The 26,095-nt window shown below is 65.2% G+C and carries 25 protein-coding genes; 8 read left to right on the plus strand and 17 right to left on the minus strand.

Annotated features, from left to right (window positions below; all coding sequences use genetic code 11):
• Window positions 1-60 precede the first annotated feature (60 nt).
• Window positions 61-1,785 carry a methyl-accepting chemotaxis protein gene (locus tag Q8L25_RS26535; protein ID WP_308922232.1) on the minus strand — a complete coding sequence of 575 codons (1,725 nt, stop codon included), beginning with the start codon at window positions 1,783-1,785 and terminating at the stop codon, window positions 61-63.
• Window positions 1,786-2,035: 250 nt separating this feature from the next.
• Here Q8L25_RS26535 and Q8L25_RS26540 point away from each other — a divergent pair, with 250 nt between their 5' ends.
• Window positions 2,036-3,409 (plus strand): DEAD/DEAH box helicase, encoded by a 1,374-nt coding sequence (locus Q8L25_RS26540; protein WP_308922233.1) that lies wholly within the window; start codon window positions 2,036-2,038, stop codon window positions 3,407-3,409.
• Between the two features lie 58 nt (window positions 3,410-3,467).
• Here Q8L25_RS26540 and Q8L25_RS26545 read toward each other — a convergent pair whose 3' ends face one another.
• Both Q8L25_RS26545 and Q8L25_RS26550 read right to left on the minus strand, forming a co-directional pair.
• Window positions 3,468-4,565: a histidine kinase gene (locus Q8L25_RS26545; protein ID WP_308922234.1), complete on the minus strand. Its 1,098-nt coding sequence runs from the start codon at window positions 4,563-4,565 to the stop codon at window positions 3,468-3,470.
• Window positions 4,565-5,314, minus strand: a complete 750-nt coding sequence (locus Q8L25_RS26550) for a LytTR family DNA-binding domain-containing protein (protein ID WP_308922235.1) — start codon at window positions 5,312-5,314, stop codon at window positions 4,565-4,567. Before Q8L25_RS26550 ends, Q8L25_RS26545 begins: the two co-directional genes overlap by 1 nt.
• Before the next feature lie 153 nt (window positions 5,315-5,467).
• Here Q8L25_RS26550 and Q8L25_RS26555 point away from each other — a divergent pair, with 153 nt between their 5' ends.
• Both Q8L25_RS26555 and Q8L25_RS26560 read left to right on the plus strand, forming a co-directional pair.
• Window positions 5,468-5,986, plus strand: coding sequence for a hypothetical protein (locus Q8L25_RS26555; protein WP_308922236.1), 519 nt, complete (start codon window positions 5,468-5,470; stop codon window positions 5,984-5,986).
• Complete coding sequence (locus Q8L25_RS26560) at window positions 5,983-8,349, plus strand: CHAT domain-containing protein (protein ID WP_308922237.1); 2,367 nt, start codon at window positions 5,983-5,985, stop codon at window positions 8,347-8,349. The genes Q8L25_RS26555 and Q8L25_RS26560 overlap by 4 nt, the downstream gene beginning before the upstream one ends.
• Window positions 8,350-8,352: 3 nt before the next feature.
• Here Q8L25_RS26560 and Q8L25_RS26565 read toward each other — a convergent pair whose 3' ends face one another.
• Entirely contained in the window at window positions 8,353-8,784 is a 432-nt protein-coding gene (locus tag Q8L25_RS26565; RefSeq protein ID WP_308922238.1) for a hypothetical protein, read from the minus strand.
• A 266-nt stretch (window positions 8,785-9,050) separates the two neighbouring features.
• Here Q8L25_RS26565 and Q8L25_RS26570 point away from each other — a divergent pair, with 266 nt between their 5' ends.
• Both Q8L25_RS26570 and Q8L25_RS26575 read left to right on the plus strand, forming a co-directional pair.
• Window positions 9,051-9,827, plus strand: coding sequence for a hypothetical protein (locus Q8L25_RS26570; protein ID WP_308922239.1), 777 nt, complete (start codon window positions 9,051-9,053; stop codon window positions 9,825-9,827).
• Window positions 9,824-10,270, plus strand: a complete 447-nt coding sequence (locus Q8L25_RS26575; RefSeq protein WP_308922240.1) for a histidine kinase — start codon at window positions 9,824-9,826, stop codon at window positions 10,268-10,270. Before Q8L25_RS26570 ends, Q8L25_RS26575 begins: the two co-directional genes overlap by 4 nt.
• A gap of 169 nt (window positions 10,271-10,439) precedes the next feature.
• Here the strand turns inward: Q8L25_RS26575 and phbB are convergent, their stop codons facing one another.
• Window positions 10,440-11,198: an acetoacetyl-CoA reductase gene (gene phbB, locus Q8L25_RS26580; RefSeq protein ID WP_308922241.1), complete on the minus strand. Its 759-nt coding sequence runs from the start codon at window positions 11,196-11,198 to the stop codon at window positions 10,440-10,442.
• Window positions 11,199-11,361: 163 nt separating this feature from the next.
• Between phbB and Q8L25_RS26585 the strand changes: the two genes are divergently transcribed.
• On the plus strand, window positions 11,362-12,237 hold the full coding sequence (locus Q8L25_RS26585; protein ID WP_308922242.1) for a universal stress protein: 876 nt from the start codon (window positions 11,362-11,364) through the stop codon (window positions 12,235-12,237).
• A 6-nt stretch (window positions 12,238-12,243) separates the two neighbouring features.
• On the opposite strand, the gene Q8L25_RS26590 is transcribed toward Q8L25_RS26585, so the two are convergent.
• The 10 genes from Q8L25_RS26590 to Q8L25_RS26635 form a co-directional block, all read right to left on the minus strand.
• Window positions 12,244-12,606: a hypothetical protein gene (locus Q8L25_RS26590; protein ID WP_308922243.1), complete on the minus strand. Its 363-nt coding sequence runs from the start codon at window positions 12,604-12,606 to the stop codon at window positions 12,244-12,246.
• A 169-nt stretch (window positions 12,607-12,775) separates the two neighbouring features.
• Window positions 12,776-13,351: a glycine zipper domain-containing protein gene (locus tag Q8L25_RS26595; protein ID WP_308922244.1), complete on the minus strand. Its 576-nt coding sequence runs from the start codon at window positions 13,349-13,351 to the stop codon at window positions 12,776-12,778.
• 122 nt (window positions 13,352-13,473) lie between these two features.
• Entirely contained in the window at window positions 13,474-14,202 is a 729-nt protein-coding gene (locus tag Q8L25_RS26600) for an amino acid ABC transporter ATP-binding protein (protein WP_308922245.1), read from the minus strand.
• Window positions 14,199-14,891, minus strand: coding sequence for an amino acid ABC transporter permease (locus Q8L25_RS26605; RefSeq protein ID WP_308922246.1), 693 nt, complete (start codon window positions 14,889-14,891; stop codon window positions 14,199-14,201). The genes Q8L25_RS26600 and Q8L25_RS26605 overlap by 4 nt, the downstream gene beginning before the upstream one ends.
• Entirely contained in the window at window positions 14,888-15,574 is a 687-nt protein-coding gene (locus tag Q8L25_RS26610) for an amino acid ABC transporter permease (protein ID WP_308925812.1), read from the minus strand. The genes Q8L25_RS26605 and Q8L25_RS26610 overlap by 4 nt, the downstream gene beginning before the upstream one ends.
• A 16-nt stretch (window positions 15,575-15,590) precedes the next feature.
• On the minus strand, window positions 15,591-16,421 hold the full coding sequence (locus tag Q8L25_RS26615; RefSeq protein WP_308922247.1) for an ABC transporter substrate-binding protein: 831 nt from the start codon (window positions 16,419-16,421) through the stop codon (window positions 15,591-15,593).
• Between the two features lie 96 nt (window positions 16,422-16,517).
• Entirely contained in the window at window positions 16,518-17,495 is a 978-nt protein-coding gene (locus Q8L25_RS26620) for a D-glycerate dehydrogenase (RefSeq protein WP_308922248.1), read from the minus strand.
• On the minus strand, window positions 17,492-19,816 hold the full coding sequence (locus tag Q8L25_RS26625; RefSeq protein ID WP_308922249.1) for an NADP-dependent malic enzyme: 2,325 nt from the start codon (window positions 19,814-19,816) through the stop codon (window positions 17,492-17,494). The genes Q8L25_RS26620 and Q8L25_RS26625 overlap by 4 nt, the downstream gene beginning before the upstream one ends.
• A gap of 52 nt (window positions 19,817-19,868) precedes the next feature.
• On the minus strand, window positions 19,869-21,224 hold the full coding sequence (gene dctA, locus Q8L25_RS26630) for a C4-dicarboxylate transporter DctA (protein ID WP_308922250.1): 1,356 nt from the start codon (window positions 21,222-21,224) through the stop codon (window positions 19,869-19,871).
• 98 nt (window positions 21,225-21,322) lie between these two features.
• Window positions 21,323-22,489: a mandelate racemase/muconate lactonizing enzyme family protein gene (locus tag Q8L25_RS26635; protein ID WP_308922251.1), complete on the minus strand. Its 1,167-nt coding sequence runs from the start codon at window positions 22,487-22,489 to the stop codon at window positions 21,323-21,325.
• A gap of 88 nt (window positions 22,490-22,577) precedes the next feature.
• Between Q8L25_RS26635 and Q8L25_RS26640 the strand changes: the two genes are divergently transcribed.
• A complete protein-coding gene (locus Q8L25_RS26640) occupies window positions 22,578-23,471 on the plus strand; it encodes a LysR family transcriptional regulator (RefSeq protein ID WP_308922252.1) in 894 nt (297 codons plus the stop codon).
• A 9-nt stretch (window positions 23,472-23,480) separates the two neighbouring features.
• On the opposite strand, the gene Q8L25_RS26645 is transcribed toward Q8L25_RS26640, so the two are convergent.
• Both Q8L25_RS26645 and Q8L25_RS26650 read right to left on the minus strand, forming a co-directional pair.
• Window positions 23,481-24,353: a zinc-dependent peptidase gene (locus Q8L25_RS26645; protein ID WP_308922253.1), complete on the minus strand. Its 873-nt coding sequence runs from the start codon at window positions 24,351-24,353 to the stop codon at window positions 23,481-23,483.
• 279 nt (window positions 24,354-24,632) lie between these two features.
• A complete protein-coding gene (locus tag Q8L25_RS26650; protein ID WP_308922254.1) occupies window positions 24,633-25,130 on the minus strand; it encodes a winged helix-turn-helix domain-containing protein in 498 nt (165 codons plus the stop codon).
• Window positions 25,131-25,699: 569 nt separating this feature from the next.
• Between Q8L25_RS26650 and Q8L25_RS26655 the strand changes: the two genes are divergently transcribed.
• Window positions 25,700-25,948 carry a hypothetical protein gene (locus Q8L25_RS26655; RefSeq protein ID WP_308922255.1) on the plus strand — a complete coding sequence of 83 codons (249 nt, stop codon included), beginning with the start codon at window positions 25,700-25,702 and terminating at the stop codon, window positions 25,946-25,948.
• Window positions 25,949-26,095: the final 147 nt, after the last annotated feature.

The raw sequence follows: 26,095 nt of genomic DNA on the forward strand, positions 1-26,095 counted from the left end.
CAACCGTCACATGGTGCGCAAGCCATTTCCGCGACAAGTGTCACATGCTTTTTATTTGCCTTAGAATTCTTCCCATTCATCTTCGCCGGGACGCGGCTTGCCGGCTGGCGCATGCGGCGCCAGCGATGGCTTGACCACCCTGGCAGCCAGCGTTTTTACCGGCGCCCGCGGCGCGGCGCGCGTCAACGCGGGACGCCTGGCGACCGGCGCCGGCATGACGGTGGCCGCCGCTTCGCCGGTGCGGAACACGCTCACGGCCTCGGCCAGCCGCGCCGCCTGGTCCTGCATCGCTTCGGCGGCTGCGGCCGCCTGTTCCACCAGCGAGGCGTTCTGCTGGGTCACCTGGTCCATCTGGACGATGGCCTGGTTGACCTGCTCGATGCCGGCGCGCTGCTCGTCGCTGGCGGCCGCTATCTGCCCGACGATGCCGCTGACCTGCCGCACGCTGTCGACGATCTCGCGCATGGTGACGCCCGCATCGTCGACCAGGCGCGCGCCGCTTTCCACCTGCGCCACCGAATCATTGATCAGCTCCTTGATTTCCCTGGCGGCCTGGCCTGAGCGCTGCGCCAGGTTGCGCACTTCGGTGGCGACCACCGCGAAACCGCGCCCCTGCTCGCCGGCGCGCGCCGCCTCGACCGCCGCATTCAGCGCCAGGATATTGGTTTGAAAGGCGATGCCGTCGATCACGCCGATGATGTCGACGATCTTGCGCGACGAGGCATTGATGGCGCCCATGGTGTCGACCACCTGCGCCACCACCGCGCCGCCCTTGCCCGCCACCGTGGAGGCCGAGGCGGCCAGGCCATTTGCTTCACGCGCGTTCTGGGCATTCTGCTGCACCGTGCCGGTCAGCTCTTCCATCGACGAGGCCGTTTCTTCCAGCGAACTGGCCTGCTGCTCGGTGCGCGACGACAAATCGAGGTTGCCGGCGGCGATCTGGCGCGAGGCGGTGGCGATGCTGTCGGTGCCGCCGCGCACTTCGGTGACGATGCGCAGCAGGCTGGCCGCCATCTCGCGCAGGGCCTGCATCAGTTCGCCGGTTTCATCTTGTGATGTCACCTCGACGCGCACCGTCAGGTCGCCCTCGGCCACCTGCCGCGCCACCTCGATGGCCGAGCGCAAGGGCCGGCTGATATTGCGCGCCAGCCACATCGCGATCATCGCCGCCAGCAGCATCGTCAGGGCGCCGCCACCGAGCAGCACCCAGCGCGTCTGCGCCTGCAGCGATGCCGCCGCGCTGCTGCGCCCGGCCAGCAGGCTTTCTTCCGCATCGCCGATTTGCGTCAGCAGCGCGCGCATGGCGTCCATGCCCTGCTTGCCCTTGCCCTGCCGTTCCAACGCCAGCACCGGTTCGATCTCCGCCGTGCCTTGCGCCGCCGCGCGCCGCAGGGCGATCACCGGGTCGAGCGCGCCACTCAGCCACGCCTGCTGCGCCGTCTCCAGCTGCGCCAGGCGCTGCTGCTGGGCCGGGTTGTCACTGGTCAGCGCGCGGATCTCGCCCAACTGCCGCAGGAAGGCGGCCTTGCCCTTCGTATACGGGTCGAGCGAACTGTCCAGGCCGGTGGTCACATAGCCGCGCTCGCCCGTTTCCATATTGAGCAGGCTTTCCAGCAGTTCGCTGGCCTTGCCCAGCACCTGGTAAGTGTGAGTATTGATGGCGTTGGCATCGGACAGCCTGGCGAAATTGACGGAGGCCACCGTGACCAGGACGGCCACCAGCAGCACGGTGGCGCCAAAACCGCCATACAGGCGGGTGGCGATGCGTAGATCGGCAATGCGCATGATGATTCTCCAGGTGAAAAATCGTGGCGCGGCATCTCCCGCGCGGAGCTGACGGAAATATTATCGAAAAGTTCAAAACAGGCGCGCCACCTTGATCTGAATCAGTTACAGCGCTTTTTGACTATGCTGTTATACTTCGCGTGTGCGGCACAAATGACCAGTCCCCTTGCCGCTGTCTTTCGACCCTAATCTGATTGCCTGCGACTGGCGCCTCCCGATGGCGACAGGCCGATCTCACAATAAAGTTACCATGTCCTTTTCCTCCCTCGGATTGTCCGACGCTATCGTTCGTGCCGTTACCGAACACGGCTACACCGTACCGACCCCGATCCAGACCCAGGCGATTCCCGCCGTACTGGCTGGCGGCGACCTGCTGGCCGGCGCACAGACCGGCACCGGCAAGACGGCCGGCTTCACGCTGCCCGTGCTGCACCGCCTGTCGACCGACGCCAATGGCGCGGCCATCACCAGCAACAGCTCGACGCGCCCGATCCGCGCGCTGATCCTGGCGCCAACACGCGAACTGGCGGCCCAGGTCGAAGAAAGCGTGCGCGCCTACAGCAAGTACACCAAGCTGAACTCGACCGTGATCTTCGGCGGCGTCGGCATCAACCCGCAAATCAAGCAGCTGAAACATGGCGTCGACATCCTGGTCGCCACGCCGGGCCGCCTGCTGGACCATATGGGCCAGGGCACGGTCGATCTGTCGAAAGTGGAAATCCTGATCCTCGATGAAGCCGACCGCATGCTGGACATGGGCTTTATCCGCGACATCAAGAAAGTGCTGGCCGTGCTGCCGCCGAAACGCCAGAACTTGCTGTTCTCGGCCACCTTCTCGGAAGAGATCAAGGCCCTGGCCGATGGCCTGCTGAACAAGCCGGCCATGATCGAAGTCGCGCGCCGCAATTCGACCGTCGAAGTGATCAAGCAGAAGATCCATCCGGTCGACCGCGACAAGAAGCACCCGATGCTGTCGTACCTGATCAAGTCGAACAACTGGACGCAGGTACTGGTCTTTACCCGCACCAAGCACGGCGCCAACAAGCTGGTCGAGCAATTGGGCGCGGACGGCATCGGCGCGCTGGCGATCCACGGCAACAAGAGCCAGTCGGCCCGCACACGCGCGCTGACCGAGTTCAAGGATGGCACCCTGCAAGTGCTGGTGGCCACCGACATCGCCGCGCGCGGTATCGATATCGACCAGTTGCCGCACGTCGTCAACTACGACCTGCCGAACATTCCGGAAGACTATGTGCACCGTATCGGCCGTACCGGCCGTGCCGGTGCCAAGGGCGAAGCCGTGTCGCTGGTCTGCGTGGATGAGCACGAAATGTTGAAAGACATCGAAAAGCTGATCAAGCAAACCCTGCCGCGTGAAGTCATCGAAGGCTTCGAGCCGGACCTGAACGCCCGCGCCCAGCCTGTGCAACTGCGCAGCGGCACCGGCGGTCACCGCAACAACAGCCGCGCGCCAGCCGGCGCCGTGGTGCGCGTGAAAACCGGCGGCAGCGGCGCCAAGCCACGCAGCGCCGGCCCATCGGGCGGCGGCGGTGGCGGCGGCAACCGTTCCGGCAATGCGCCGCGTTCGGCGGCCAACCACCGTTCGGGCGGCCGCGGCCGCTAATACCAGGCCACAAGCCTGTACGACCAACCGCCCCCCAGGCAACTGCGGGGCGGTTTTTTCATGGCGCCACAGGCGGAGCCAAAGGCAAGACGATGCGTGCCAGCACGCCGCCACCGGGCCGGCCCGCCACGCTCAGGCGCGCCCTGCCGCCATATTGCAGGGCCAGCCGTTCACGCACGCTGCGCAGGCCCAGGCCGCCGCCGCGCGTGGCCGGCGCCGCCTGCAGGCCGACACCGGTGTCGCACACTTCCAGCAGCACCATCCCTGGCGCTTGCGGGTCGCGGCATGCGGTCACGGACAGGCGCACGGGGCCGGCCTTCGGCTCGATGCCGTGCTTGATGGCGTTTTCCACCAGGGTATGCAGCAGCAGGGGCGCCAGCGGCACCTCAAGCAGTTCCGGCGCCAGCGTGCAGACGGTATCGAGCCTGGCACCCATGCGTATCTTCATCACTTCCAGGTAAGCCCGCACGGAATCGATTTCCGAGCCGATGGTGCCGCCGCCCTGCGTGCCGGCCGGCACCGCCGCGCGCAGATAGCGGATCAGATGGCCGGTCATGGCTGCCGCATCGTGCGGCTTGCTGGTGGCCAGATACTGCACATGCGCCAGGGTATTCCACAAGAAATGCGGTTCCACCTGCGCCCGCAGCAAGGCCGTTTCCGCCTGCGCCAGGGCGCGCTCGCGCTCGGCCAGGGTGGCTTGCGCCTGCGCCGCCGCCAGTTGCGCCGCCAGCGCGCGCCGTTCCTGGCGCAGGTGGCGCAAGGTGGCGCGTCCGGCCACCAGCAAGGCCAGCGCGCACGCGCCGAAGACGATGAAATCGGTGGCGCGGTCGCCCTGCATGAAGCGGGCACTGAGCGGCAGCGGCAACAGCGCGGCGGCGGCCGCCGCCAGCGCGAACACGATGACCGCCCCCAGCGCCAGTTCGCCCACCGCGCTCAAGGCGGCCACGCTAGCGGCCGCCAGCTCGCCGCGCACGCGGCGCGTGGCCAGCGCCAGCAGCAGCATCGCGGCGCCCAGCGCCACGCCGGCCAGCACGCCCTGCGCCGACCAGTCGCCGCCCAGCACCTGGCCACCCAGCCATTCGAGCAGGGCCAGCCCCAGCAGGACCAGCATGCCGGCCAACAGGCGCACCGCGCCCCGTGAAACAGGCGGCCCCATCACATCGCGCGGAACAGATGGTGGTTCGGCAGCGACACTTTCAGCCGCGGCAGATCGACCTTCAGCTCGATCTCCATCACCTCGCCATGGCGGTGCACGGCGCGGATATGGCGCCGGTTGACCAGGGTGCTGCGGTGCGTCTGCAGGTATTGCCCTGGCTCCAGCCGGTCGCTCAGCTGGCGCAGCGAATGGCGGATCAGGCCGTCGCAGCCCTCGCCCACCACGCGCGTATATTTGCTGTCGGCCTCGAAGTAGTACACATCGTCGACATGCAGCATGCACACTTCCTTGCCGACCGCCACATGCAGCCACTCCAGGCGCTCCACCGGCGGTTCCGGCGCCGGCGCCACTGCGACGCCCAGCTGCGCCAGCGCCGCCGCCAGCCCCTGCAACGGCGCGCCCTGCTGCAATTTCGCCACCACTTTGGCCAGCCGTTCCGTCGCCAGAGGCTTGAGCACATAATCGACGGCATTCGCCTCGAAGGCCTGCAGCGCATGATTGTCGAACGCGGTGACAAACACCACCCGCGTACCGACGGTCAGCGCATGGGCCACCTGCAAGCCCGTCAGGCCCGGCATGCGGATATCGAGAAAGGCGATGTCCGGGCGCAGCGCCTGGATCATGGCCAGCGCGGCCACGCCATCCTCGGCTTCGCCCAGCACCCGCAAGCCGGGCCACAGCGCCAGCAGCTGTTCGCGCAGGGCGGCGCGCATATGCGGTTCATCGTCGGCCAGAACGGCAGTGCTCATGTGATACTTTCATTAAAATAAATCACGGCCATGATAGGCCAGTCATGACGGCGCGTCCATCACCGGGCGGGCCTGGACCAGGCACCGGCCATATTGCCGTCAAGCACTGTTGTGACTGTTATACTGATGCTCAATTCACAATCTCTGCCGGCCATGCCATCCACCTTTTCCTTGCTACCATCGTGCCTGCTGGCGCCCTTGCTGGCGCTGGCCGGCATGGCGCAGGCGGCGCCGCTCGACACGTCGACCTTGCTGCAGCTGCACAGGCTGCAGCAGCTGGAACTGGCGGCCGGACACCCGCTGGCGCTGGAAACGGCGCTGTGCATGGACGAGCAGCTCGGTCCCGCCTGGAAACTGCCGGGCGCCGGCGCCTTGCCGCCCAGCCGCTGGCAGTCGGTGGCGGAACGGATACGCCTGAGCGCCGAGCAATGCACGCTGCCCGATGATGGGCGGCAATATCGCGACACGGCCAGCTGGCGCGCGGCGCTGCGCGGCAAGCTGGCGCAGCGCGAGCAGATGGAAGCGGAGCGGCGCCGCCTGCGCGCCTGCGTGGCGCAGGCGGCCGACGCCGAACAGCTGAAGCAGTGCATCGCCGCGCCAGGCCAGCCCCCGCTCACGCCCGAGACCTGGCAGCGCTGGCTGACCCTGTACGCCAACCGCAGCGTGCAATGACACAGCATGCCGCACGCCGTCGCAAGGTACTGGCGGCGCTGGCCTGCCTGGCCGCGCCGTGGGGCCGCGCCGCGCCGCAGCCGGGCGCCATCGCGCCCGACACCAGCGTGTTTCCGCAGCTGGACGCCAAAATGCGCGCCGGCAACCGGCTGTTACTGGAAAAGAAGTTCCTCGCCGGTCACACCTTGCTGGCCGAGGCGCTGGCCATCGTGGAAGCCGACCCGGCGCGGCGCTGGCCGTTTCGCGCCATGGTCCTGCCACACCTTGGCTTTGCCGAGCTGGCCCTGGGAAACACGCGGCAGGCGGTCGAGCTCCTGTTCCAGGCAATCCAAACCCAGGACCGCATCACGGCCGAACAGCTGCAGCCGTTTGCCAGGCTGCCGGCGGCGATGGAAACCGCGATGGGAAAACAGCTGTTGAAGATCGAGTATGGCCGCCAGCTGCTGTCGGCCATCGGTGCACCACAGGCCGTGCGCACGGTCGGCGAGATACCGTTCGACACCACCCACGCCACGGCCGAAATGTGGTTCACCACGGCGCGCGCGCTGCATGCCGATGGCGACTTTGCGCGGCTGGCACGCTTTTACCGCGAACGCATCGCCACGCTGCAGGCGGCCGCCGACGACCTGCCCGCCATGCTGGCGCAGGAATACCGCCACTTCAAGGTCGGCCTGCTGCTGTGGCAGGCGGGCCAGGAGGCTGCCGCCGGCGAGGCCTACGCCGCGGCCTTGCGCACCAACGGCCAGCGTTTTTCCTGCCTCGAACGGACCGGCGCCACCATGGAAGGCCTGTGGTCGGGTGTCGCCATGCGCCGCACCATCGTCTCGGCCCAGCTGGAACAGGCGCGCCGCGCAGGCGGCTTGCAGCGCCATGCCGGCGCGCTGCTGCAGAGCGTGCTGGCCGCCAAGGGCGGCGGCGCGCGCTACCAGGAAGCCTTGATGCACAAGCTCAATGCCAGCCTTGACGCGCCACTGATCGCCTGCCGCCAGCAGCTGCGGCAGCTGGAAGACCAGATCGCCGCGCTGCCGCAGACGCTGACCGATGTCACCGTCTTCATGCAACTGTCGGCCATGCACGGCATGCTGGTCAGCCAGGCGTCGGCCGCGCTGCGGATAGCCGGCCTGGACAGCATCGACCTGGCCCTGCTGCAAGACAGCCTCGGCAAGCATGCGCTGATCGGCTTTTTCGTCTATGCGCCACCGTCGGCGACCGCGCTGGAGCCGGCGCCGCCACGCTATCTGCGCTATTGCGTGCACGCGACAGGCATCGCCCTGCACGACCTGGGGCCGCAGGCGGCGCTGGAACAGGCCGTGCACCGCTACCGTGCCGCACTGACGCGCAAGACGGACGCCGCCGGCGCCGCGACGCTGGCGCAGCTGCTGCTGCGGGACCTGCCCACCGCCGTGCTGGCGGCGCCCGAATGGATCATCGATGCCGACGCCGCCCTGCACCTGCTGCCCTTCGACGCCCTGCCCGACGCCGGGGGCCAGCCGCTGGCGCTGACCCGCAACTGCCGCCATGTCAGCTCGCCGGTCCAGTTGCTGCCACGCCAGGACCAGGCAGCCAACGCCAGGCCTGGACAGGGACAGGGACCTGGGCCGGCCGCCATCTTCGCCGATCCCGCCTATGGCGCCGGCCTGGCGCAGCCGGCCAGCGCCACCATGCGCTTCGCCATGCCGGGCCACGCCAGCGCCGGCGAGCGGCAACGCCTGGTGGCGGTCGCGCCCTTGCCCGACACGGCCGGCGAAGCGCAGGCCGTGCTGGCCAGCCTGCGGCAACTGGGCATCGCCAGCGTGCTGCACCAGGGCATATATGCCAGCATCGGCGCCATGCAGGCGAGCGAGGCGCCGATCGTGCTGCATGTGGCCGCCCATGCCATCCTGGGCCAGGATATCGACGCCGCCACGGCGCCCACGCCGCGACAGGAACAGGAGTGGATGGACATGCTGCTGCCGGGCCGGCGCGCAGGCCTGCTGCTGTCGCGCGGCGGCCAGGCCGACCTGATGCTGGCCAAGGATATCGCGCGCCTGCGCTTGCACGGCACGCAGCTGGTGGTGCTGTCGGCCTGCAATACCGGCAATGGCACGGTGCTGCCGGGCGAAGGCCTGGCCAGCCTGCGCCGGGCCGTGGAAATGGCCGGCGCGCGCAGTTCCATCACCTCGCTGTGGAGCGTGCCCAGCGAGGCAAGCGCGGAACTGATGCGGCATCTGTACGGCCATATCGGCGCCGGCATGGCACCGGGCGCGGCCCTGCACCGCGCCAAGCAGGCCCTGATACGGCAGGGCCGCCCGCCGCTCGACTGGGCCGGCTTTGTATTTGCGGGAACGGATGCGGCGCTGGTGGCGCCGCAGCGCGCCGCATAAGACTCAGCGCTTGGCCTTGTTCTTGGCCTTGTAGGCCTCGATTTCCGCGGCGGCCTTGTTGAAATCAAGCTGTGCCAGGCTGTCCTTGACGGCGCTGACCAGCATTTCGTTGGCCACGTCGATGCTGGCTTTCTTGGTGTTGACATAGGTCGATGTGCGGCCCGCATCGGCCTTGACGCGCGAGCTGCTGTCGATCAGCGTGACCGCCGCCCATGCCACGGAGACGCCGTCGAGCACGGTGGCATCGCCACTGACCTGCAAGCTGAGCTTCTTGGCATTGAGCACGGCGCACTGCGCATCGCTGATCGGCCAGCCGCCGGAAGCGGTCACGATTTCCCGGATGCTCTCCACCGTGCTGGTGTTGAAGGTGCATGCGGCCTGCGCCGCAGGCAGCATGGCGCACAAAGTCAGAGCGGAGAAAACGAATTTTTTCATGATGACATTTCCTTGATTAAAGATGCCTGCGCATCGGTCTGTGGTGCGGTCAGCGCCGTGCGGTCACGCCCGGCTGCATGGACACCATTCTGGTTGAACATCGTGCGCCGCACAGCCGGCTTTGGACCAAGCCCGCCAACAGCGCGACAAACGCCCCCTGGGCGGCGACGAATGGCCGGCAGAATGCCATGAACATTGCCTAAACGCAATGCTTTGCCACCCGCTGGCGCCGATAATCGGCTTTCCCTCCCGCTACGCCGAACGCCATGAAACGCTTGCCTGCGATTGCCCTCTTTTTGTCGAGCCTGCTGCTGGGCGGCTGCGCCACGTCCGGCAGCGGCGCGCCCGCCAGCGCCCAAGTGCTGGCGCTGGCCGATGACGCCAAGGCCCTGCAGGCGTTTGGCGAACTGGCGCTGCGCCACCGCGACAGCTATGACCGCCTGCGGCCCTACCTGAGCGAGCGGCAGGACGCCAGCGAAAAAACGCTCGACCGCCAGCGCCGCGCCATGCATGCGGACGTGGCGCTGCTGCAGCTGGGCGTGTCGCAATACCTGCAGGGCCTGGGCCAGCTGGCGCGCGACGACCGTTTTGCGTTCACCAGCGAGATCAACGCGGCCGGCGTGACGATACGCGCCTGGCCCGGCACCGGCATCGATGACCGCGCGGTGACGGCCTACACCATCTTGCTGCGGCTGCTGGCGCGCATGCACGGCGAGGCGCGGCAGCGCCAGATGCTGGGCCAGCTGATGCAGGAAGGCGATGCCGCGCTGCAAACCCTCGTCTCGGCGCTGAACAGCCTGCTGCGCCTGTACGACAAGGCCGGCGACAATGAACGCGATATCGTGCTGGGCCTGCTGGAAACGGATATCGCCTTTGCCGATACGCCAGCGCAGCGCCTGCTGGCGGTGCTGGCGAAAACCGTGCAGCAAAGCAAGGTCGACGAATACCGGCTGTACGGCCTGCGCCACACCCTGGCGCAGCGGCAACTGGCGGCGCTGGCGCAGGAACATGCGCGCCTGGCCGCCTTGGGAGAATTGCCATGAACGAGCGCCGCGAAGCCGCCCTCGGCAGCGCCATGCGGGTCGAACAGCTGGGCGACAGCCTGTCGCAGGCGGCTGCCGCCTTGCATGCGGCGGTGATGCGCGCCATCCGCCAGCGCGCCAGCCTGGGCCAGGCCGGCATTACCCAGGCCCAGGCACAAGCCGTGTTCGCGCTGGAAGTGGCGCTGCGCCAGCAAGCCAATGCGCTGTATGCCGACGCCGCCGGCCACGTCATCACGGGGCTGGACACGGCCCAGCACCAGCTGAGCGGCCTGCTGGACACTGTGCGCCAGCGCATCGCCCGCCATGACAGCGTCAGCCACTGGATCAGCCTGGCGACCGGCTTGTTGAACCTGGGCCGGGCCGTGCTCGCGCGCAGCCCGGAACGCATCCTGTCGACCCTGGCGACGGTGCGCGAGCGGCTGCGCGAGGCAGGCGGCGATTGACGGACCGCGACACACGGACCGGCATCCCTTCCCAAAAGGCAAAGGGCAAGGCATCGCTGCCCTGCCCTTTGCCTTGCCGCCACGTCACTGTCACTGCCGCTCTACTGCGCCGGCAACCGCCCGCCTCTGTGTGCGCGCTGGGTGCCGGGTCTCCTCCAACACCAACTCGTCAACTCATGTGCTGCCCGCCATTGATGGCGATATTCGCGCCCGTCACGAACGCCGCTTCGTCCGAGGCCAGGTAGGCCACCAGCGCGGCCACCTCGTCCGGTTCGCCAAGCCGCCCCAGCGGAATCTGCGGCAGGATTTTCCTTTCCATGATGTCGGTGGGAACGGCCGTGACCATCTGCGTGCGCAGGTAGCCGGGCGAGACGGTATTGACGGTCACGCCATGGCGCGCCACTTCCAGCGCCAGCGACTTGGAAAAACCGTGCACGCCGGCCTTGGCGGCCGCATAATTGCACTGGCCGAAAGCGCCTTTCTGGCCATTGACGGACGAGATATTGATGATGCGGCCCCAGCGGTTCAGCAGCATCGGTTCGATCACCTGCTTGCTCATGTTGAAGATGCTGTCGAGATTGGTGCGCATCACTTCGCTCCAGTGCGCGCGCTCCATCTTGCGCATGCTGGCGTCGCGCGTGATGCCGGCATTGTTGACCAGCACGTCGACCCGGCCGAACTGCTGCAGCACATGGCCGACCGCCGACTGGCAGGCGTCGAAATCGCCGACGTCGGCGGCCAGCGCATGGAAGTTGAAATCCTGTGCGCGCTGCTCCTCCAGCCAGTGCGCCACGCGCGGATTACCGGGCGTATGCATGGCCACCACGGCAAAACCGGCGCCATGCAGGCGGCGGCACAGGGCCGTTCCCAGGCCGCCCATGCCGCCGGTGACCAGCGCCACGCGTTGTTCCGCCCATTGTTCTGTCATCGCATCTCCCTCTTGAATTGTTTTTCTGAGTGGGATCAAGTGTAGGAGCAGTTTTTATCAGCGACTTTGCGCAAGATCAAAGGCTCAGACTGTTGCAGCCGTGCGCGGGCGAGCCGCCGCTCTGTGCCAGAATGAAGGCCAGTTTCCATTGAAAGGCCGGCTCATGACGTATAAAACCGTGTTGCTCCATATCGATGACGGCGCCGGGCGCGCCGCCCGCATCGCGCTGGCGGCCAGCGTGGCGCAAGCCTGCGGCGGCCACTTGACGGGCGTGGCCCTGACGGGCGTGTCGCGCCTGCTGTACCAGCACCAGCCCGACCTGGACGCCGATCCCAACCTGTCGCTGCACCTCAATTTCCTGCGTGAACGGGCGGCGCGCGCGCTCGACGGTTTCGATCAGCAGGCCAGCAGTGCCGGCGTGGCCTCGTACGAGCAGCGCGTGGTCGACGACGAAGCGGCCGGCGGCATCAGCCTGCTGGCGCGCTATGCGGACCTGGTGGTGATCAGCCAGTACAACGCGGCCGACAAGTCGCCGTCGGTGATGCGCGACTTTCCCGCCTATGTGCTGCTGCATTCGGGCCGGCCGGTCCTGATCGTGCCGCATGCGATGTCGCCGGCGCAGCTGGCGCAGCCCCATCACCCGGCCGCCGCGCGCAATGTGCTGGTGTCATGGAATGGCAGCAAGGAAGCCAGCCGCGCCGTCAGCGCCGCCCTGCCGCTGCTGCAGCGGGCCGGCCAGGTGCATGTGGCCGTGTTCGACGCCCAGCTGCATGCGGCCGAGCATGGCGACCATCCGGGCGCCGACCTGCTGCAATACCTGGCCCGCCACGGCGTGCAGGCAAAACTGCTGTTACTGGACGGCGGCGCCACGCGGCGCGGCGATATCGGCGAAGCCTTGCTGACGCAGGTGTCCGAACTGTCGGCCGACTTGCTGGTGATGGGCGCCTATGGCCACTCGCGGCTGCGCGAAACCATCCTCGGCGGCGTCACGCGCACGGTGCTGCAAAGCATGACGGTACCGGTGCTGATGGCGCACTGAGCTGTTTCAGTCTTCGGAATGCCAGGTCTGCGCGCGGATCTTGGCCACCTGGCGCTGGGCCAGCCATTGCCACAGCTGCAGCGCGTCGTCCTGGCGCAGCGCCGTCATGCGGCGCGGGCTGGCCAGGGCGATCTCGCAATCGCGGTCCGACCATTCCTCGAAAGTGACTTCGCCACCGCTAGCCACTTCCACTTGGTACATCAGGCCGTCATCGTAGCCGAAACGCAGCATGGCGCTGGCGGGGCCGCCGTCGGGACCGGGACTGGCCTCGCGGTACACCTGCTCCAGCGCTTCGGCCAGCTGGGTCGGCGTGGGGGCGCTGATATTGCGCCCATCGGGCCGGGTGAGAATGAACCATGCTTGTGTCATGACGCGCCCCTATCCATACTCGTTAGCTTGCGGCTGGCAAGATGACGGACAGTAACGATGATTCCAAGCAACTCTGGCGCATGGGAACCATCCCTGTCGGCACTATTTATGCGATTAATAGTAACAGGGATCAAGCCGCCGGCGCACGGCTGTTTGTGCGCATGTGGCATCAAGCCACGCGCACGGGGATGCTGAGCGGGTCGAAGTCTTCCCAGTCGCCGTTGACGATGCTGCCCTCGGCCTGCTCCAGGTTTTGCGCGCCCAGCTGGCGCAGGGTGGCCAGCGCCCGTTCGCCCTCCTCGTCGCCCTCGATGGCCACCGCGATCAGCATGCCGGGCTGGCGCGGCCGGCGCTGGTTTTCATGCGGGCTGCCTTCGCCCGGCTCCACCTCTTCCGATTCGCCGGCGCCCTTCATTTTGTTGAAGCTGTACAAGGAACCCACATGGGCGCCCACCAGCGCGCCGACCAGCGGGCCCAGCGGACCGGTGGCCAGGGCGGTGGCCGCCCCCACGCCGGCGCCCACCGCGGCGCCGACGGCGGCCCCTTCGGCCAGGCCTTCCGGGGTTTCCTTGGCACCCGGCGACATGTCGCGGTCGCCACCGAGCTCATGCAGATCATGCTGGCCCGGCTGGTTGACGAAAAAAGCGCTGATGCGGCTGTCGGCAAAGCCCGCCCGGACCAGGGCCGCGCGCGCCGCGTCGACCTCGTCCTGTAACTGGAAATGACCTGCAAGGATGCGTGACATGATGGTTCTCCTGGTCGCTAGTCGATGAACTTGGCGCAAGGGCGCCACCGTGCATAGCGTGCGCCTGCGGCCCGATGGCGACTGTACGCTTGCGCACACTGCCCAAAAATCACCTGCCGCCATCAGGGGCGGCGGATATCGGCCAGGAATTGCCGCGCGCGCGGATGTTGCGGGCGGCTGAAAAATGCATCGGGCGTGGCCCGTTCCAGCACCTTGCCGTGATCCATGAACCAGACCCGGTCGGCCACTTCGCGCGCAAAGCCCATCTCATGCGTGACGCAGACCATCGTCATGCCGCCCTGCGCCAGGTCGCGCATCACCTGCAGCACTTCGCCCACCATTTCCGGGTCGAGCGCGCTGGTCGGTTCATCGAACAGCATCAGCGGCGGCTGCATGGCCAGCGCGCGGGCGATCGCCACGCGCTGTTGCTGGCCGCCGGACAACGCCGCCGGCATCGCTTTGGCCTTGTGCGCCAGGCCGACCCGGTCGAGCAGCTCCAGCGCGCGCCGTTCTGCCTCCTTGCGCGGCAGGCCGCGCAGGCGCTGCGGCGCCAGCGTGCAATTATCCAGTACCGACAGATGGGGAAACAGATTGAACTGCTGGAACACGAAGCCGATCCGCGAGCGGAAGGCATTCACGTCCAGCCCCGGCGCGTGGATATCCTGGCTGGCCACCGTGATGCGCCCGGAGGCGATAGTCTCCAGGCGGTTGATGGTGCGGATCAGGGTCGATTTGCCGGAGCCGGACGGGCCGCACACCACCAGCACTTCGCCCCTGGCGACCTGCTCGCTGACGCCGTCGAGCGCGTGGTAGTTGCCATAGTATTTGTTGACCTGGTCAAACGTGATCATGCGGCCGCCGTCAGGGTGCGCGCCTGGCGGCGCTCGAGCCAGAAGGCGGCGCGCGACAGGCTGAAACAAAGAATGAAGTAGGTCAGGCCCAGCAGGAAATACACTTGCACCGGCTTGACCAGCACCAGGCCATTGATCTGCGAGGCGATGAACGACACTTCGGACAGGCCGATGATGTAGCCGAGCGAGGTTTCCTTGATGGTCGAGACGAACTGGTTCACCAGCGAGGGCAGCATATGGCGCAGCGCCTGCGGCAGGATGATGGAACCCATGGTGGCCGCATAGCCCAGGCCCAGCGAACGGGCCGCCTCGAACTGTCCCTTCGGCACGGCCTGCACGCCGGCGCGCACGATTTCGGCCAGGTAGATCGCATCGAACACCACCAGCGCGGCCAGCATGGTGCCGAACTGGCCGCTTTCATGGCCCGTCAAACTGGGCAAAAAGAAATAGGCCCAGAAGATCACCAGCAGCAAGGGAATCCCGCGCACCAGCTGGATCAGGCAGGCCACCGGCCAGCGCAGCGCGCGCCAGGGACTGAGGCGGGCCAGGCCCAGCAGCAAGCCCAAAGGCAGGCTCAGCACCAGCGCCAGGCTGGCCAGCACGACCGTCAGCGCCAGGCCGCCCAGCGGTCCTTCCGGATAGCGGCCGACCAGGAAATACAGCCAGTAATCCTGTATCAGGGCTATCATCGCGCCAGCCTTTTTTGCAGCAGGAAGGCCGCGCCGGCGATGCCCAGCGAAATGGCCAGGTAGGCGGCGCTGGCAAAGGCAAACGCCTCCACGCTGCGAAACGAGGCGGACTCCACGCGCTGGGTCTGGTACATCAGCTCGGCCACGCCGATCACGGTGGCGATACTCGTGTTTTGCCACAGGTTCAGGGTTTGCGACAGCAGCGGCGGCGCGGCCAGGCGCAGCGCCTGCGGCAGGATGCACAGGCGCATGGTGGCCAGGTAGCCGAAGCCCAGCGCCCTGCCCGCTTCGAATTGCTGCATGGGAATCGCGCGGATGCCGCTGCGGATATCTTCGGCCATATAGGCGGCCGTGTACAGCGTCAGCGCGACGACGGCGCTGGTGGCCTCGACATTGCCGGCGTACAGGCGCTCCTTCCAGGCCTGCGGCAGCAACTCGGGCGCGGCAAAATACCAGAACAAAAAATGCGCCAGCAGCGGCACGTTGCGGATCAGCTCGATATACACGGTGCCCAGCGCATTCAACAGGCGCGACGGCGCCAGGCGCAGCATGGCCACGCCACAGGCCAGCGGCAAGGACAGCAGCAAGGTGATGCCCATCAATTGCAGCGACAGCAGCAAGCCGGCCAGCAACCAGTCGCGGTAGTCGCCGGACAGCAGGATATGCGGATCAAACATAGGGATCGACCATCAAGCCTGATCAGGCGTCGATCTTGTCCGAGTCGATTTTAAAGGTGCGCTTTTCGAACTTCACATTGCTGGTCGGGCCATACCATTTGAAGAACAGTTTTTCCGCCTCGCCCGATTTTTCCAGGCCGCGCAACACATTGTCGACCGCCGTCTTGAAGCCCCTTTCGCCCTTGCGGATGCCGAAGGCCAGCACTTCCTTGCTGATGTTTTGCGGCAGCACCAGATAGTCTTTCTGCGCCGCGCCCAGCTTGGCGTAATTGTTCAGCAGCGAGACTTCATCGTCGACATAGCCGGCGCCCTTGCCCTGCTGCAAGCCGTGATAGGCCTGGCCCGCCGTCTCGAACGTCACCACGTCGACGCCGGGCACGGCCTTGCGGATATTCGGTTCCTGGGTGCCGCCCTTGACGGTCAGCACTTTCTTGCCCGCCAGGCCGGCAACGCTGGTGATATTGCTGCTTTTTTTCACCAGCACGCGCTGGCCGGTGGCAAACGTCGACAGCGAAAAATCGATCAGGCTTTCGCGCTCCTTGTTGTGGGTCAGCGACGCCGTCAGGATATCGACGCGGCCCTGCTGCAGTTCAGGGATACGGGCCGCCACCGCCAGCTGCTTGATCACCGGCTTTACGCCCAGGCCCCTGGCGATTTCGCGGCACAGGTCCACTTCATAGCCCACCAGCTGGCGCGACTTGGCATCGATAAAGCTGTTCGGCTCATCCGTGCCCAGCGCGCCGCAGACCAGCTCGCCCTTGGCCTTGATGGCGGCCAGCTGGTCGGCATGGGCCAGCTGGGAAAACGCGACAGTGGTCAGTACAAGTGCGGCGAGGTGAAGACGGGTCTGCATGGAAATCCTGTAATGGCATCGAGAATGCCGCCATTAAACCCCGGCCGCCATATATACAAAAAGGAATCTTTTCGGCATTACTTATACGTAAATCGTTTATGCACAAATCGTTGATGACAACGCATCGCGCGGCGCGCGCCCCGCCAGCAGATCCGCGACATTGTCGAGCGCCCGGTGGCCCATGGCCTCGCGCGTTTCCACAGTGGCCGTTCCCATGTGCGGCGTCATGAAGACATTGGGCAGATCGCGCAGGCGCAGATCGTAGTCCGGCTCGCAACGGAACACGTCGAGTCCGGCTGCAGCCAACTGGCCGCTATGCAGCGCGGCAATCAGATCGTCTTCGTTGACCAGCGTGCCGCGCGCCGTATTGACCAGCACCGCGCCGCGCGGCAGCAGCGCCAGCAGCGCCCCGTCGACCTGGCCGCCGAGCGCGCCGCCGGGTGCATGCAGCGACAAAACCTGGCACTGGGGCAGCATGGCGCGCACATCCGCGACATACCGGGCGCCCTGCTCGCTTTCCGGCGCCAGCCGGCGCCGGTTGTGGTACAGCACCGTCACGCCGAAGCCGCGCGCCCGCCGCGCCACCGCCTGGCCGATGCGGCCCATGCCGATGATGCCCAGCGTCTTGCCATGCAAATCGCGGCCCAGCATATCGCCCAGGCCAAAGCGCTGGCGCCAGCCCTGCTCCATGACGGCCGCATACTCGCGCCCGCGCCGCAATGCCCCCAGCATCAGGAACAGCGCCAGGTCGGCGGTCGCTTCCGTCACCACATCCGGTGTATTGGTGATAACAATGCCGCGCGTACCGGCGGCGGCAAGATCGACATGATCATATCCCACGCTGCAGGTGGCAATCAGCCTGAGCGAGGATGGCAGCCGTTCTATTGCCGCGGCATCGAAACGGACGCGGCTGGAGATCAGCACGGCCTGCATATGCGCATTGCCCTGCAGCATGGCGATCGTCTCGTCCGTGCCCAGCTGGCGGGCTTGCGAGGTGACGGCGCCAAAGCTGCTTTCGGCGCGCGCGGCGATGGCGGGCGGCAGCGGCGCCGCACACAGCAGCCGGGAATTCACGGCGCCGCCTGTCGTGCGCCGGCGGCATCGACCACGCACAGCGCCGTCATGTTGACGATGCGGCGCACGGTGGCCGATGGCGTCAGGATGTGCACCGGCTTGGCGCAGCCGAGCAGGATAGGGCCGACCGCGATGCCGTTGCCGGCGGCGGTTTTCACCAGGTTGTAGGCGATGTTGGCGGACTCGATATTCGGCATCACCAGCAGGTTGGCGTCGTGCTTCAGGTCCGAGTTCGGCATCAGCTTGTGGCGCAGCTTGCTGTCGAGCGCCGTGTCGCCGTGCATTTCGCCGTCGATTTCCAGGTCCGGCGCGCGTTCCTTGATGATCGCCAGCGCGGCGCGCATCTTCTGCGCCGAGGCGCTGTCGCTGGAACCGAAGTTCGAGTGCGACAACAATGCCGCGCGCGGCGACAAGCCGAAACGGGTCATCTCTTCGGCGGCCATGATGGTGATCTCGGCCAATTGATCCGCGTCCGGGTTTTCATTGACGTGGGTGTCGACCATCACCAGCTGGCGCTCGGGCATGATCAGCACGTTCATGGCGGCGTAGACATTGCTGCCGGCGCGCTTGCCCAGCACCTGGTCGATATATTTCAGGTGCAATTGGGTGGTGCCGAAGGTGCCGCAGATCATGCCGTCGGCGTGACCCTTGTGTATCATCATCGAGCCGATCAGGCTGTGGCGGCGGCGCATTTCCAGCTTGGCGTATTCCTCGGTGACGCCCTTGCGGCTGGTCATCTCGTAATACGTGGTCCAGTAATCGCGATAGCGCTCGTCGAAATCCGGGTTGATGATGTCGAAGTCGACGCCTTGCTTCAGCCGCAGGCCGAACTTCTGGATCCGCGTTTCCAGCACGGCAGGACGGCCCACCAGGATGGGACGCGCCAGTTTCTCGTCGACCACCACTTGCACCGCGCGCAACACGCGCTCTTCTTCGCCTTCGGCGTAGACGATGCGTTTGAGTTCGTTCGCGGTTTTCTTGGCCACCTGGAACAGCGGCTTCATGAAGGTGCCGCTGCGATACACGAATTGCTGCAGGCTGTCGGCGTACGCTTGCAGGTCTTTGATCGGACGCGTCGCCACGCCCGAATCTTCGGCCGCCTTGGCCACCGCCGGCGCGATCTTGATCAGCAAACGCGGATCGAACGGCATCGGGATCAGGTATTCCGGGCCGAACGACAGGCTGGTGAAACCATAGGTGGTGGCGACGATGTCGGACTGCTCGGCATGCGCCAGTTCGGCGATCGCGTGCACCACGGCAATTTCCATTTCGCGCGTGATGGTGGTCGCGCCGCAATCGAGGGCGCCACGGAAAATGTAGGGGAAGCACAGCACGTTGTTGACCTGGTTCGGGTAATCCGAACGGCCGGTGCAGATGATGGCGTCGCCACGCACGGCTTTCACGTCGTCGGGCAGGATTTCCGGATTCGGGTTGGCCAGCGCCAGGATCAGCGGGTTCTTGGCCATGGTCTTGACCATGTCCTGTTTCAGCACGCCGCCGGCCGACAGGCCGAGGAAGATGTCGGCGTCGGGGATCACTTCGGCCAGGGTACGGGCCGGGGTGTCGCGCGCGAAACGCTCCTTGTCCGGGTCCATCAGCTCGGTGCGGCCCTTGTAGACCACGCCGGCCAGGTCGGTGACGAAAATGTTTTCAAGCGGGAAGCCCAGGTCGACGATCAGGTCCAGGCAGGCCAATGCCGCGGCGCCGGCGCCCGAGACCACCAGTTTGCAGTGTTTGATGTCCTTGCCGACATACTGGATGCCGTTCAGGATGGCCGCGCCGACGATGATGGCGGTGCCGTGCTGGTCGTCATGGAAGACGGGAATCTTCATGCGCTCGCGCAGCTGGCGCTCGATATAGAAGCACTCGGGCGCCTTGATGTCTTCCAGGTTGATGCCGCCGAAGGTCGGCTCCAGCGACGCGATGATGTCGACCAGTTTATCAGGGTCCAGTTCGTTGATTTCGATGTCGAACACGTCGATACCGGCGAACTTCTTGAACAGCACGCCCTTGCCTTCCATCACCGGCTTGGCGGCCAGCGGACCGATATTGCCCAGGCCCAGCACGGCCGTGCCGTTGGTGATCACGGCCACCAGATTGCCGCGCGCCGTGTATTTGTAGGCGTTGGCCGGATCGATGACGATTTCTTCGCAGGGGGCGGCCACGCCGGGCGAATAGGCCAGCGCCAGGTCGCGCTGGTTGAGCAGGGGCTTGGTGGGCGTGATGCTGATCTTGCCTGCGCGGGGAGCGGCGTGATAGTCGAGCGCGGCGAGCCGGTGCTGTTCGCGTGCGGCGGACTGTTTGCGGGAATTTTCTTGCATGATCAAATCGTTTCAAAGGTGGGAAGGCGGGGCCATGCCGGCCCCGCGCTGGTCAGGTGGACGCCTTGATGGTATTGACTGGCGGCACAATCTCGCCGGTGGGCAGGTCGGGCGCTGGCGTGCCAGGCAATTCCAGCCCTGCGCTAGCCGCCGCAAAGGCACGGCGCATCTGCTCCAGGTCCAGCGCACCCTCCCACTTCGCCACGGCGATGGTTGCCACGCCGTTGCCAATCAGGTTGGTGACGGCGCGCGCCTCGTTGAGGAAACGGTCTATGCCCACCAGCAGCACCAGCCCGGAAATCGGAATCTTGTGCATCGACGCCAGCGTGGCCGCCAGCGCGACGAAACCGGCGCCGGCCACGCCGGCCGAACCTTTCGAGGTCAGCAGCATCACGCCCAGGATCACCAGCTGGTCCCACAAGGTCATGTCGACATTGGTGGCTTGCGCGATAAAGATGGCCGCCATGGTCAGGTAGATCGCCGTGCCGTCGGCATTGAAGGTATAGCCGGTGGGCAACACCAGACCGACGATCTTTTTCTGGCAGCCCATCGCTTCCATCTTGACCAGCATCTGCGGCAGCACCGCTTCGGTGGACGCGGTGCCCAACACGATCAGCAGTTCGTCCTTGATATATTTCAAAAAACCCCACAGCGGCACGCCGCAATAGCGCATCACGGCACCCAGCACGATGATGACGAACAGGATGCAGGTGACGTACACGGCAATCATCAGTTCGGCAAACGAACTGAGGGTGCCGATACCGTATTTGGCGATGGTAAACGCGATGCCGCCGAACGCGCCGATGGGCGCCAGGAACATCACGATGCGCACCACGCCGAACATGCCGTGCAGGAACATGTCGAGGCCGTCGACCAGCGGCATGACCTTCTTGCCCAGCCGGTTCAGGGCAAACGAAAACAGCAGCGAGAACAAAATAATCTGCAACATGTTGCCCTGAGCAAAAGCACCGACCACGCTATTGGGTACGATGTTCATCAGGAATTCGGTGGTGGTGTGATGTTCGGCCGCCGCCGTGTAGCTCTTGATCGAGGCCGTATCGATCTGGCTGGCGTCGATATTCATGCCCACGCCCGGCTTGACCAGGTTTACCACCAGCAGGCCGAACACCAGCGCCACGGTCGAGCAGACTTCAAAATAGATCATCGCCTTCGCGCCGACCCGCCCGGTTTCCTTGACGCTGCCCATGCGGGCGATGCCGACCACCACCGAGGCAAAGATGATGGGCGCCAGCAGCATCTTGATCAGTTTGATGAAGAGGTCGCCCAGCGGCTTGAGTTCGACGCCGATATCGGGATAAAAATGGCCGAGCAGTATGCCAGCCGTCAAGCCGATGATGACTTGGATATACAGGGTGGAAGCGAGTTGCTTGAAACGTTGCGCATTCATGGGGTGTCTCCTCCAATGAAAAACAGGTAGGGGCACGCCGCCGCATTGCCGGATCTGGGTACGGCTTGCGCGGCGGCGAACAAATCAGACGCGCTCGCTTATTCAGCCAGCTTGACCATCTCGCGGTACAGGTCCGCCTTGCCTTCGAAGCCGATGCCGGGCAGTTCCGGCAGCAGGATATGGCCGTTGTCGACCTTCACGCCATCGGGAAAACCGCCATACGGCTGGAACAGGTCCGGGTACGATTCATTGCCGCCCAGGCCCAGGCCGGCGGCGATATTCAAGGACATCTGGTGGCCGCCGTGCGGAATGCAGCGCTTGGCAGACCAGCCGTGCTCCTTCAGCATGTCCAGCGTGCGCAAATATTCCACCAGGCCGTAGCTGAGCGCGCAGTCGAACTGCAGCCAGTCGCGGTCGGCGCGCATGCCGCCGTAGCGGATCAGGTTGCGCGCATCCTGCATCGAGAACAGGTCTTCGCCGGTGGCCATCGGGTTGGTATAGTAATTGCGCAAGGTGGCCTGCAGTTCGAAGTCGAGCGGATCACCGGGTTCCTCGTACCAGAACAGATCGTATTGCGAGAGGGCTTTGGCGTATTTCACGGCCGTATCGAGGTCGAAGCGGCCATTCGCGTCGACCGCCAGCTTCTGGCCGTCCTGCAGCACGCTGAGCACGGAATCGATGCGGCGCAGGTCTTCGTCGAGGTCGGCGCCGCCGATCTTTTTCTTCACCACCGTATAGCCGCGGTCGATATAGCTGCGCATCTCGTCCTTCAGCTTGTCGTGGTTCTGGCCCGGGTAGTAATAGCCGCCGGCCGCATAGACAAAAATATTGCGGTCCGGCGTACCGTTGCCGTAACGGTCGGCCAGCAGCTGGAACAGCGGCTTGCCTTCGATCTTGGCCACCGCATCCCAGACCGCCATGTCGATGGTGCCGATGGCCACCGAACGCTCGCCGTGGCCGCCCGGTTTTTCATTGGTAAACATGCAGTTCCAGATCTTGTGCGGATCGAGATTGGTGCCAGCGTCGTCGACCAGGCTGGCCGGGTCCGCTTCCAGGATGCGGGGAATAAAGCGTTCGCGCATCAGCTTGCCCTGGCCGTAGCGGCCGTTCGAATTGAAGCCGTAGCCGATCACCGGCTTGCCGTCGCGGATCACGTCGGTGACTACCGCGACCAGGCTCAAGGTCATCTTGCTGAAATCGATATAGGCGTTGCGGATGGGGGAACTGATGGGTACGGTTTTTTCGCGGATTTCAACGATTTTCATGGGAGTGTCTCCTGTCAAAGTAAAACAGAGCTTACTCTTGAATTAAATGCTTATAATTCACCTCAATTAAAACCATTATTCACTTCAGATGAAAAATGATGCTGCGCCCGACCTGGCGTTTTTCGTGCTGCTGGCCAAGCTGGGCAATATGGCGGCCACGGCGCGCGAGCTGGGTGTCACGCCGCCGGCCATCACCAAGCGCCTGAGCCTGCTGGAACAGCGGCTCGGCGTGCGCCTGGTGAATCGCACCACCCGCCGCATCAGCCTGACCAACGAAGGCGAGCTGTACCTGGCGCAGGCGGCGCAGATATTGCACCAGATCCGCGACATGGAGGAGTCCGTGTCCAGCGGGCGCGCGGCACCGAAAGGCCTGCTGCGCGTCAACGGCACGCCCGGCTTTGGCCGCACCCGCATCGCGCCCATCGTCTCGCGCTTCGCCCATGCCTATCCGGAAGTGGAGGTGGAACTGCATCTGACGGACCGGCCGATCAGCCTGGTGGAAGAAGCGTATGACGTGGCGATACGCTTCGGCGAATTGCCGGACACGCGCTTGACGGCCAGGAAACTGATGAGCAACCGGCGTTTCCTGTGCGCCTCGCCGGCCTATCTGAAGCAGGCGGGCGAGCCGCAAACGCCGGAAGAGCTGCACCGCCACCGCTGCATTTTGCACCGGCAGAATGACGATGTGTACGGCACCTGGCGCTTGCAAAAGGGGCGCTCGGTGGAGCTGGTGAAGGTGCGCGGGGCCGTGTCGAGCAACGATGGCGATATCGTGCTGAACTGGGCGCTGGACGGCCACGGCATCGTGCAGCGCTCGGAGTGGGACGTGGCGAAATACCTGGACAGCGGCCGGCTCAGGGAGGTGATGCCGGGCTACACCCTGCCCTCGGCCGACCTGTATCTGTACTACCTGAGCCGCAGCAACCTGCCGGCCAAGATGCGCGTGTTTATCGACTTCCTGGTGGCCGAGTTCAAGACCTGAAACCCGGCTTTACCATTGCGGCGCGTAGTTGGGAAACGGCGAGTGCATGTGCTCGGGCTCGGGCGGCGCCGTGGCCCAGTCGCGCGGGTCGACCTTGTAGAACTTGAGAAACTCGGCGTACAGCTCGGCGTGATGCTCGGCCATCTGGTACGGTTTTTCAAAAAACGTTTCGGTGGCGACGGCGAAGAACTCGGCCGGATTGGTGGCGCCGTAGTGGTCCATCACGCTGTGCTGGTGGTAGATGGCGTCGTGGCGCAGATGTTCGAAGTCGCGCGACAGCACCGTGGCCCAGCTGCGGTAGCTGGTGACGTTGGGCAAGTATGGCGCGCCATTGGCGGCCCCCGATTCGCTGTCGAGTTGGTGGGCGAATTCATGCAGCACCACGTTCTGGCCATCGGTCCAGTCGGCCGCGCCGCGCTGTACATGGTCCCAGGCCAGCACCACCCGGCCATCGCCCCACGATTCGCCCAGCAGGCCATTGGCCGCAGGCGTGACCACGCCGCCCGGCCCCACCTCATCGCGCGTGACGACGAATTCGTTCGGGTAGACCAGGATGGTGTCGAGCTCGGGATAGACCAGGGTGTCGCGGTTCAGCAGCAGCAAACAGGCCTGGCCGGCGATGGTGTAGCGCATCTCGTCGGTGATCTCCAGGCCGCCGCAGCCGACAAACTTCTTTTGATACAGGAACTGCACCACCAGCCGGCGCAACTGCTCCTGCAGCGGCGCCGGCATATGGCGGTAGACAGGGATATTGCTTTCCAACATGGCAAGCCCCTCGGGCGGAAGCGGGCGCGACAGGGCGCGCTTCAGGCGCCAGCGGGGCAACCACAGCGACAGCACGATGCCGATGGTGACCAGGGCGATCCACAGCAGGGGATTCATGAGGCGGCCCGGGTCAGGCGGGCGGAACAGCGGTTGCCAGGTGCTGGCGGATAGAGGCAGGCGAAATCAGGCACGGCAGGGACTCCTGGTTGAGGCAGTCCAGCCAAGATGGGGCTGATTGCCATCTTTTCAATCGCTATGAAAATGGCGGCCAGCATGCCAAAAGCCGGGTCGTGACCCGGCTTTGGTGTCTTGCTGAGTGCAGCAGATGGTCAGATTGAGAATCAAAGTGACTATCATTACGCCATCTGGCGGCCAGCAGGCCGGCCAGAGGCGGGTTTATTCGCTTTTCTGCTGCGGCATGCCGAACAGGGCGGCCACCAGCGGATCGCGCGTGACCGGGCCACGGTTGACGCGGATGGCGTAATGGGTGTCATCGGCCAGGATATGGAAGTGACGGCCGCTGCCTGCCATGCTCTGCTCGCGCAGGCCCGGACGGTCCTTGCGCGGTGGCGCGCCTTCGCGTTTCGGCTGGACGATGGCAGCCAGGAAGGCACGCACGCGCTCAGGATCCGGGGTCAGCTGGTACACGGCCTTGCCCAGGTAGGTGGCCGTGCCTTCGATATAGCGGGCCAGTTCGATCACGCCCGCTTCGCGCAGGTCGCGGATATATTTGCGGGCGCCCGATGGCGAGAATTTGAGGAACCAGGCGATTTCATCAGCCAGCATTTCGTGCAGCGACAATTCACCGATCAGCTTTTGCATGTTCTCGATACGGCGCAAGGTGGCCGAGGTGGAACGTACGCGCTCGATGGGTGCCATGGAAATCGGGTTCATGCGCTCCGGGGGGATCGGTGCGGCACGCTCTACCATTGCCATTGAGGAACCTTTTTCGGATCCACGAAGTTCCTGGTGCGCTGCCTTCATTTCGCTCTTCACGTGAGACTGGGTCATTGCATGCATTTGAATACTCCTTTTAAACGATTGCCGGTAGCCTGAATTGCTGAGTACCTGGTGTGTGCCAGGAAATCACTAATTCCAGACGTCTGACCACAGAATGCCTGCTGGCGTCATCTCGGTCTGTGCGTTAACGAACATTAGCGGACAGTAAGATCAAGAAAGTTAAAAATATTTCTGTACGGAAGCAGTAACTTTCGTGCGGCGTTTGCATTGCGGTGCTGAATCCAGTATTGCACTTCCATTCCTTGCTTAACGTGCGATGGCGAACAGATGCGTGAATTGGCTTGACATAAAATCAAGCTGATCGTCAGGCATGTAACTAGTGCACTGCCTGGCGCCCACGATCGATGACTGGCATGGCTTGCCGTTGCAGCCGCTGTTGCAAGCGCTGTAGAAACATGGACGGCACCAGCCGGCATCTCCCAACCTGTCTTTGCAAAGGAATCATGATGATGAAAATGCCTTATCTGCTGGCCGCCGCGGCCCTGATCAGTCTCTCCGCGTGCAAGAAACCCGCCGACGCCCCGCTGCCGGAAGCCGCACCGCCCGCCACCGCACCGGCGGTGACGCCTGCCCCGGTCGATCCGGCCGCGCCCGCCACCACGCCTGAAACGGCGCCCGGCGTCACGCCTGCCCCCTTGACCGACCCCGCCACCGCACCGGCCGTGCCACCGGCCACGCCGCCAGCGCAGTAATCAAGCCTGTCGTTCCACCCGGCGCCGCGCAGCAAAACATCACAGTCATAGCGCGGCGCGCCCCCACTCCTCGGGGGAGTTACGCGTTGCGGTCTTCGATCCAACGCGTTTTTTTATGCTTGGAGTCGATTTCACGCCGCAGGTTCA

Origin of the sequence: Janthinobacterium sp. J1-1, assembly GCF_030944405.1 — a bacterium.
Classification (GTDB): Bacteria; Pseudomonadota; Gammaproteobacteria; order Burkholderiales; family Burkholderiaceae_D; genus Janthinobacterium.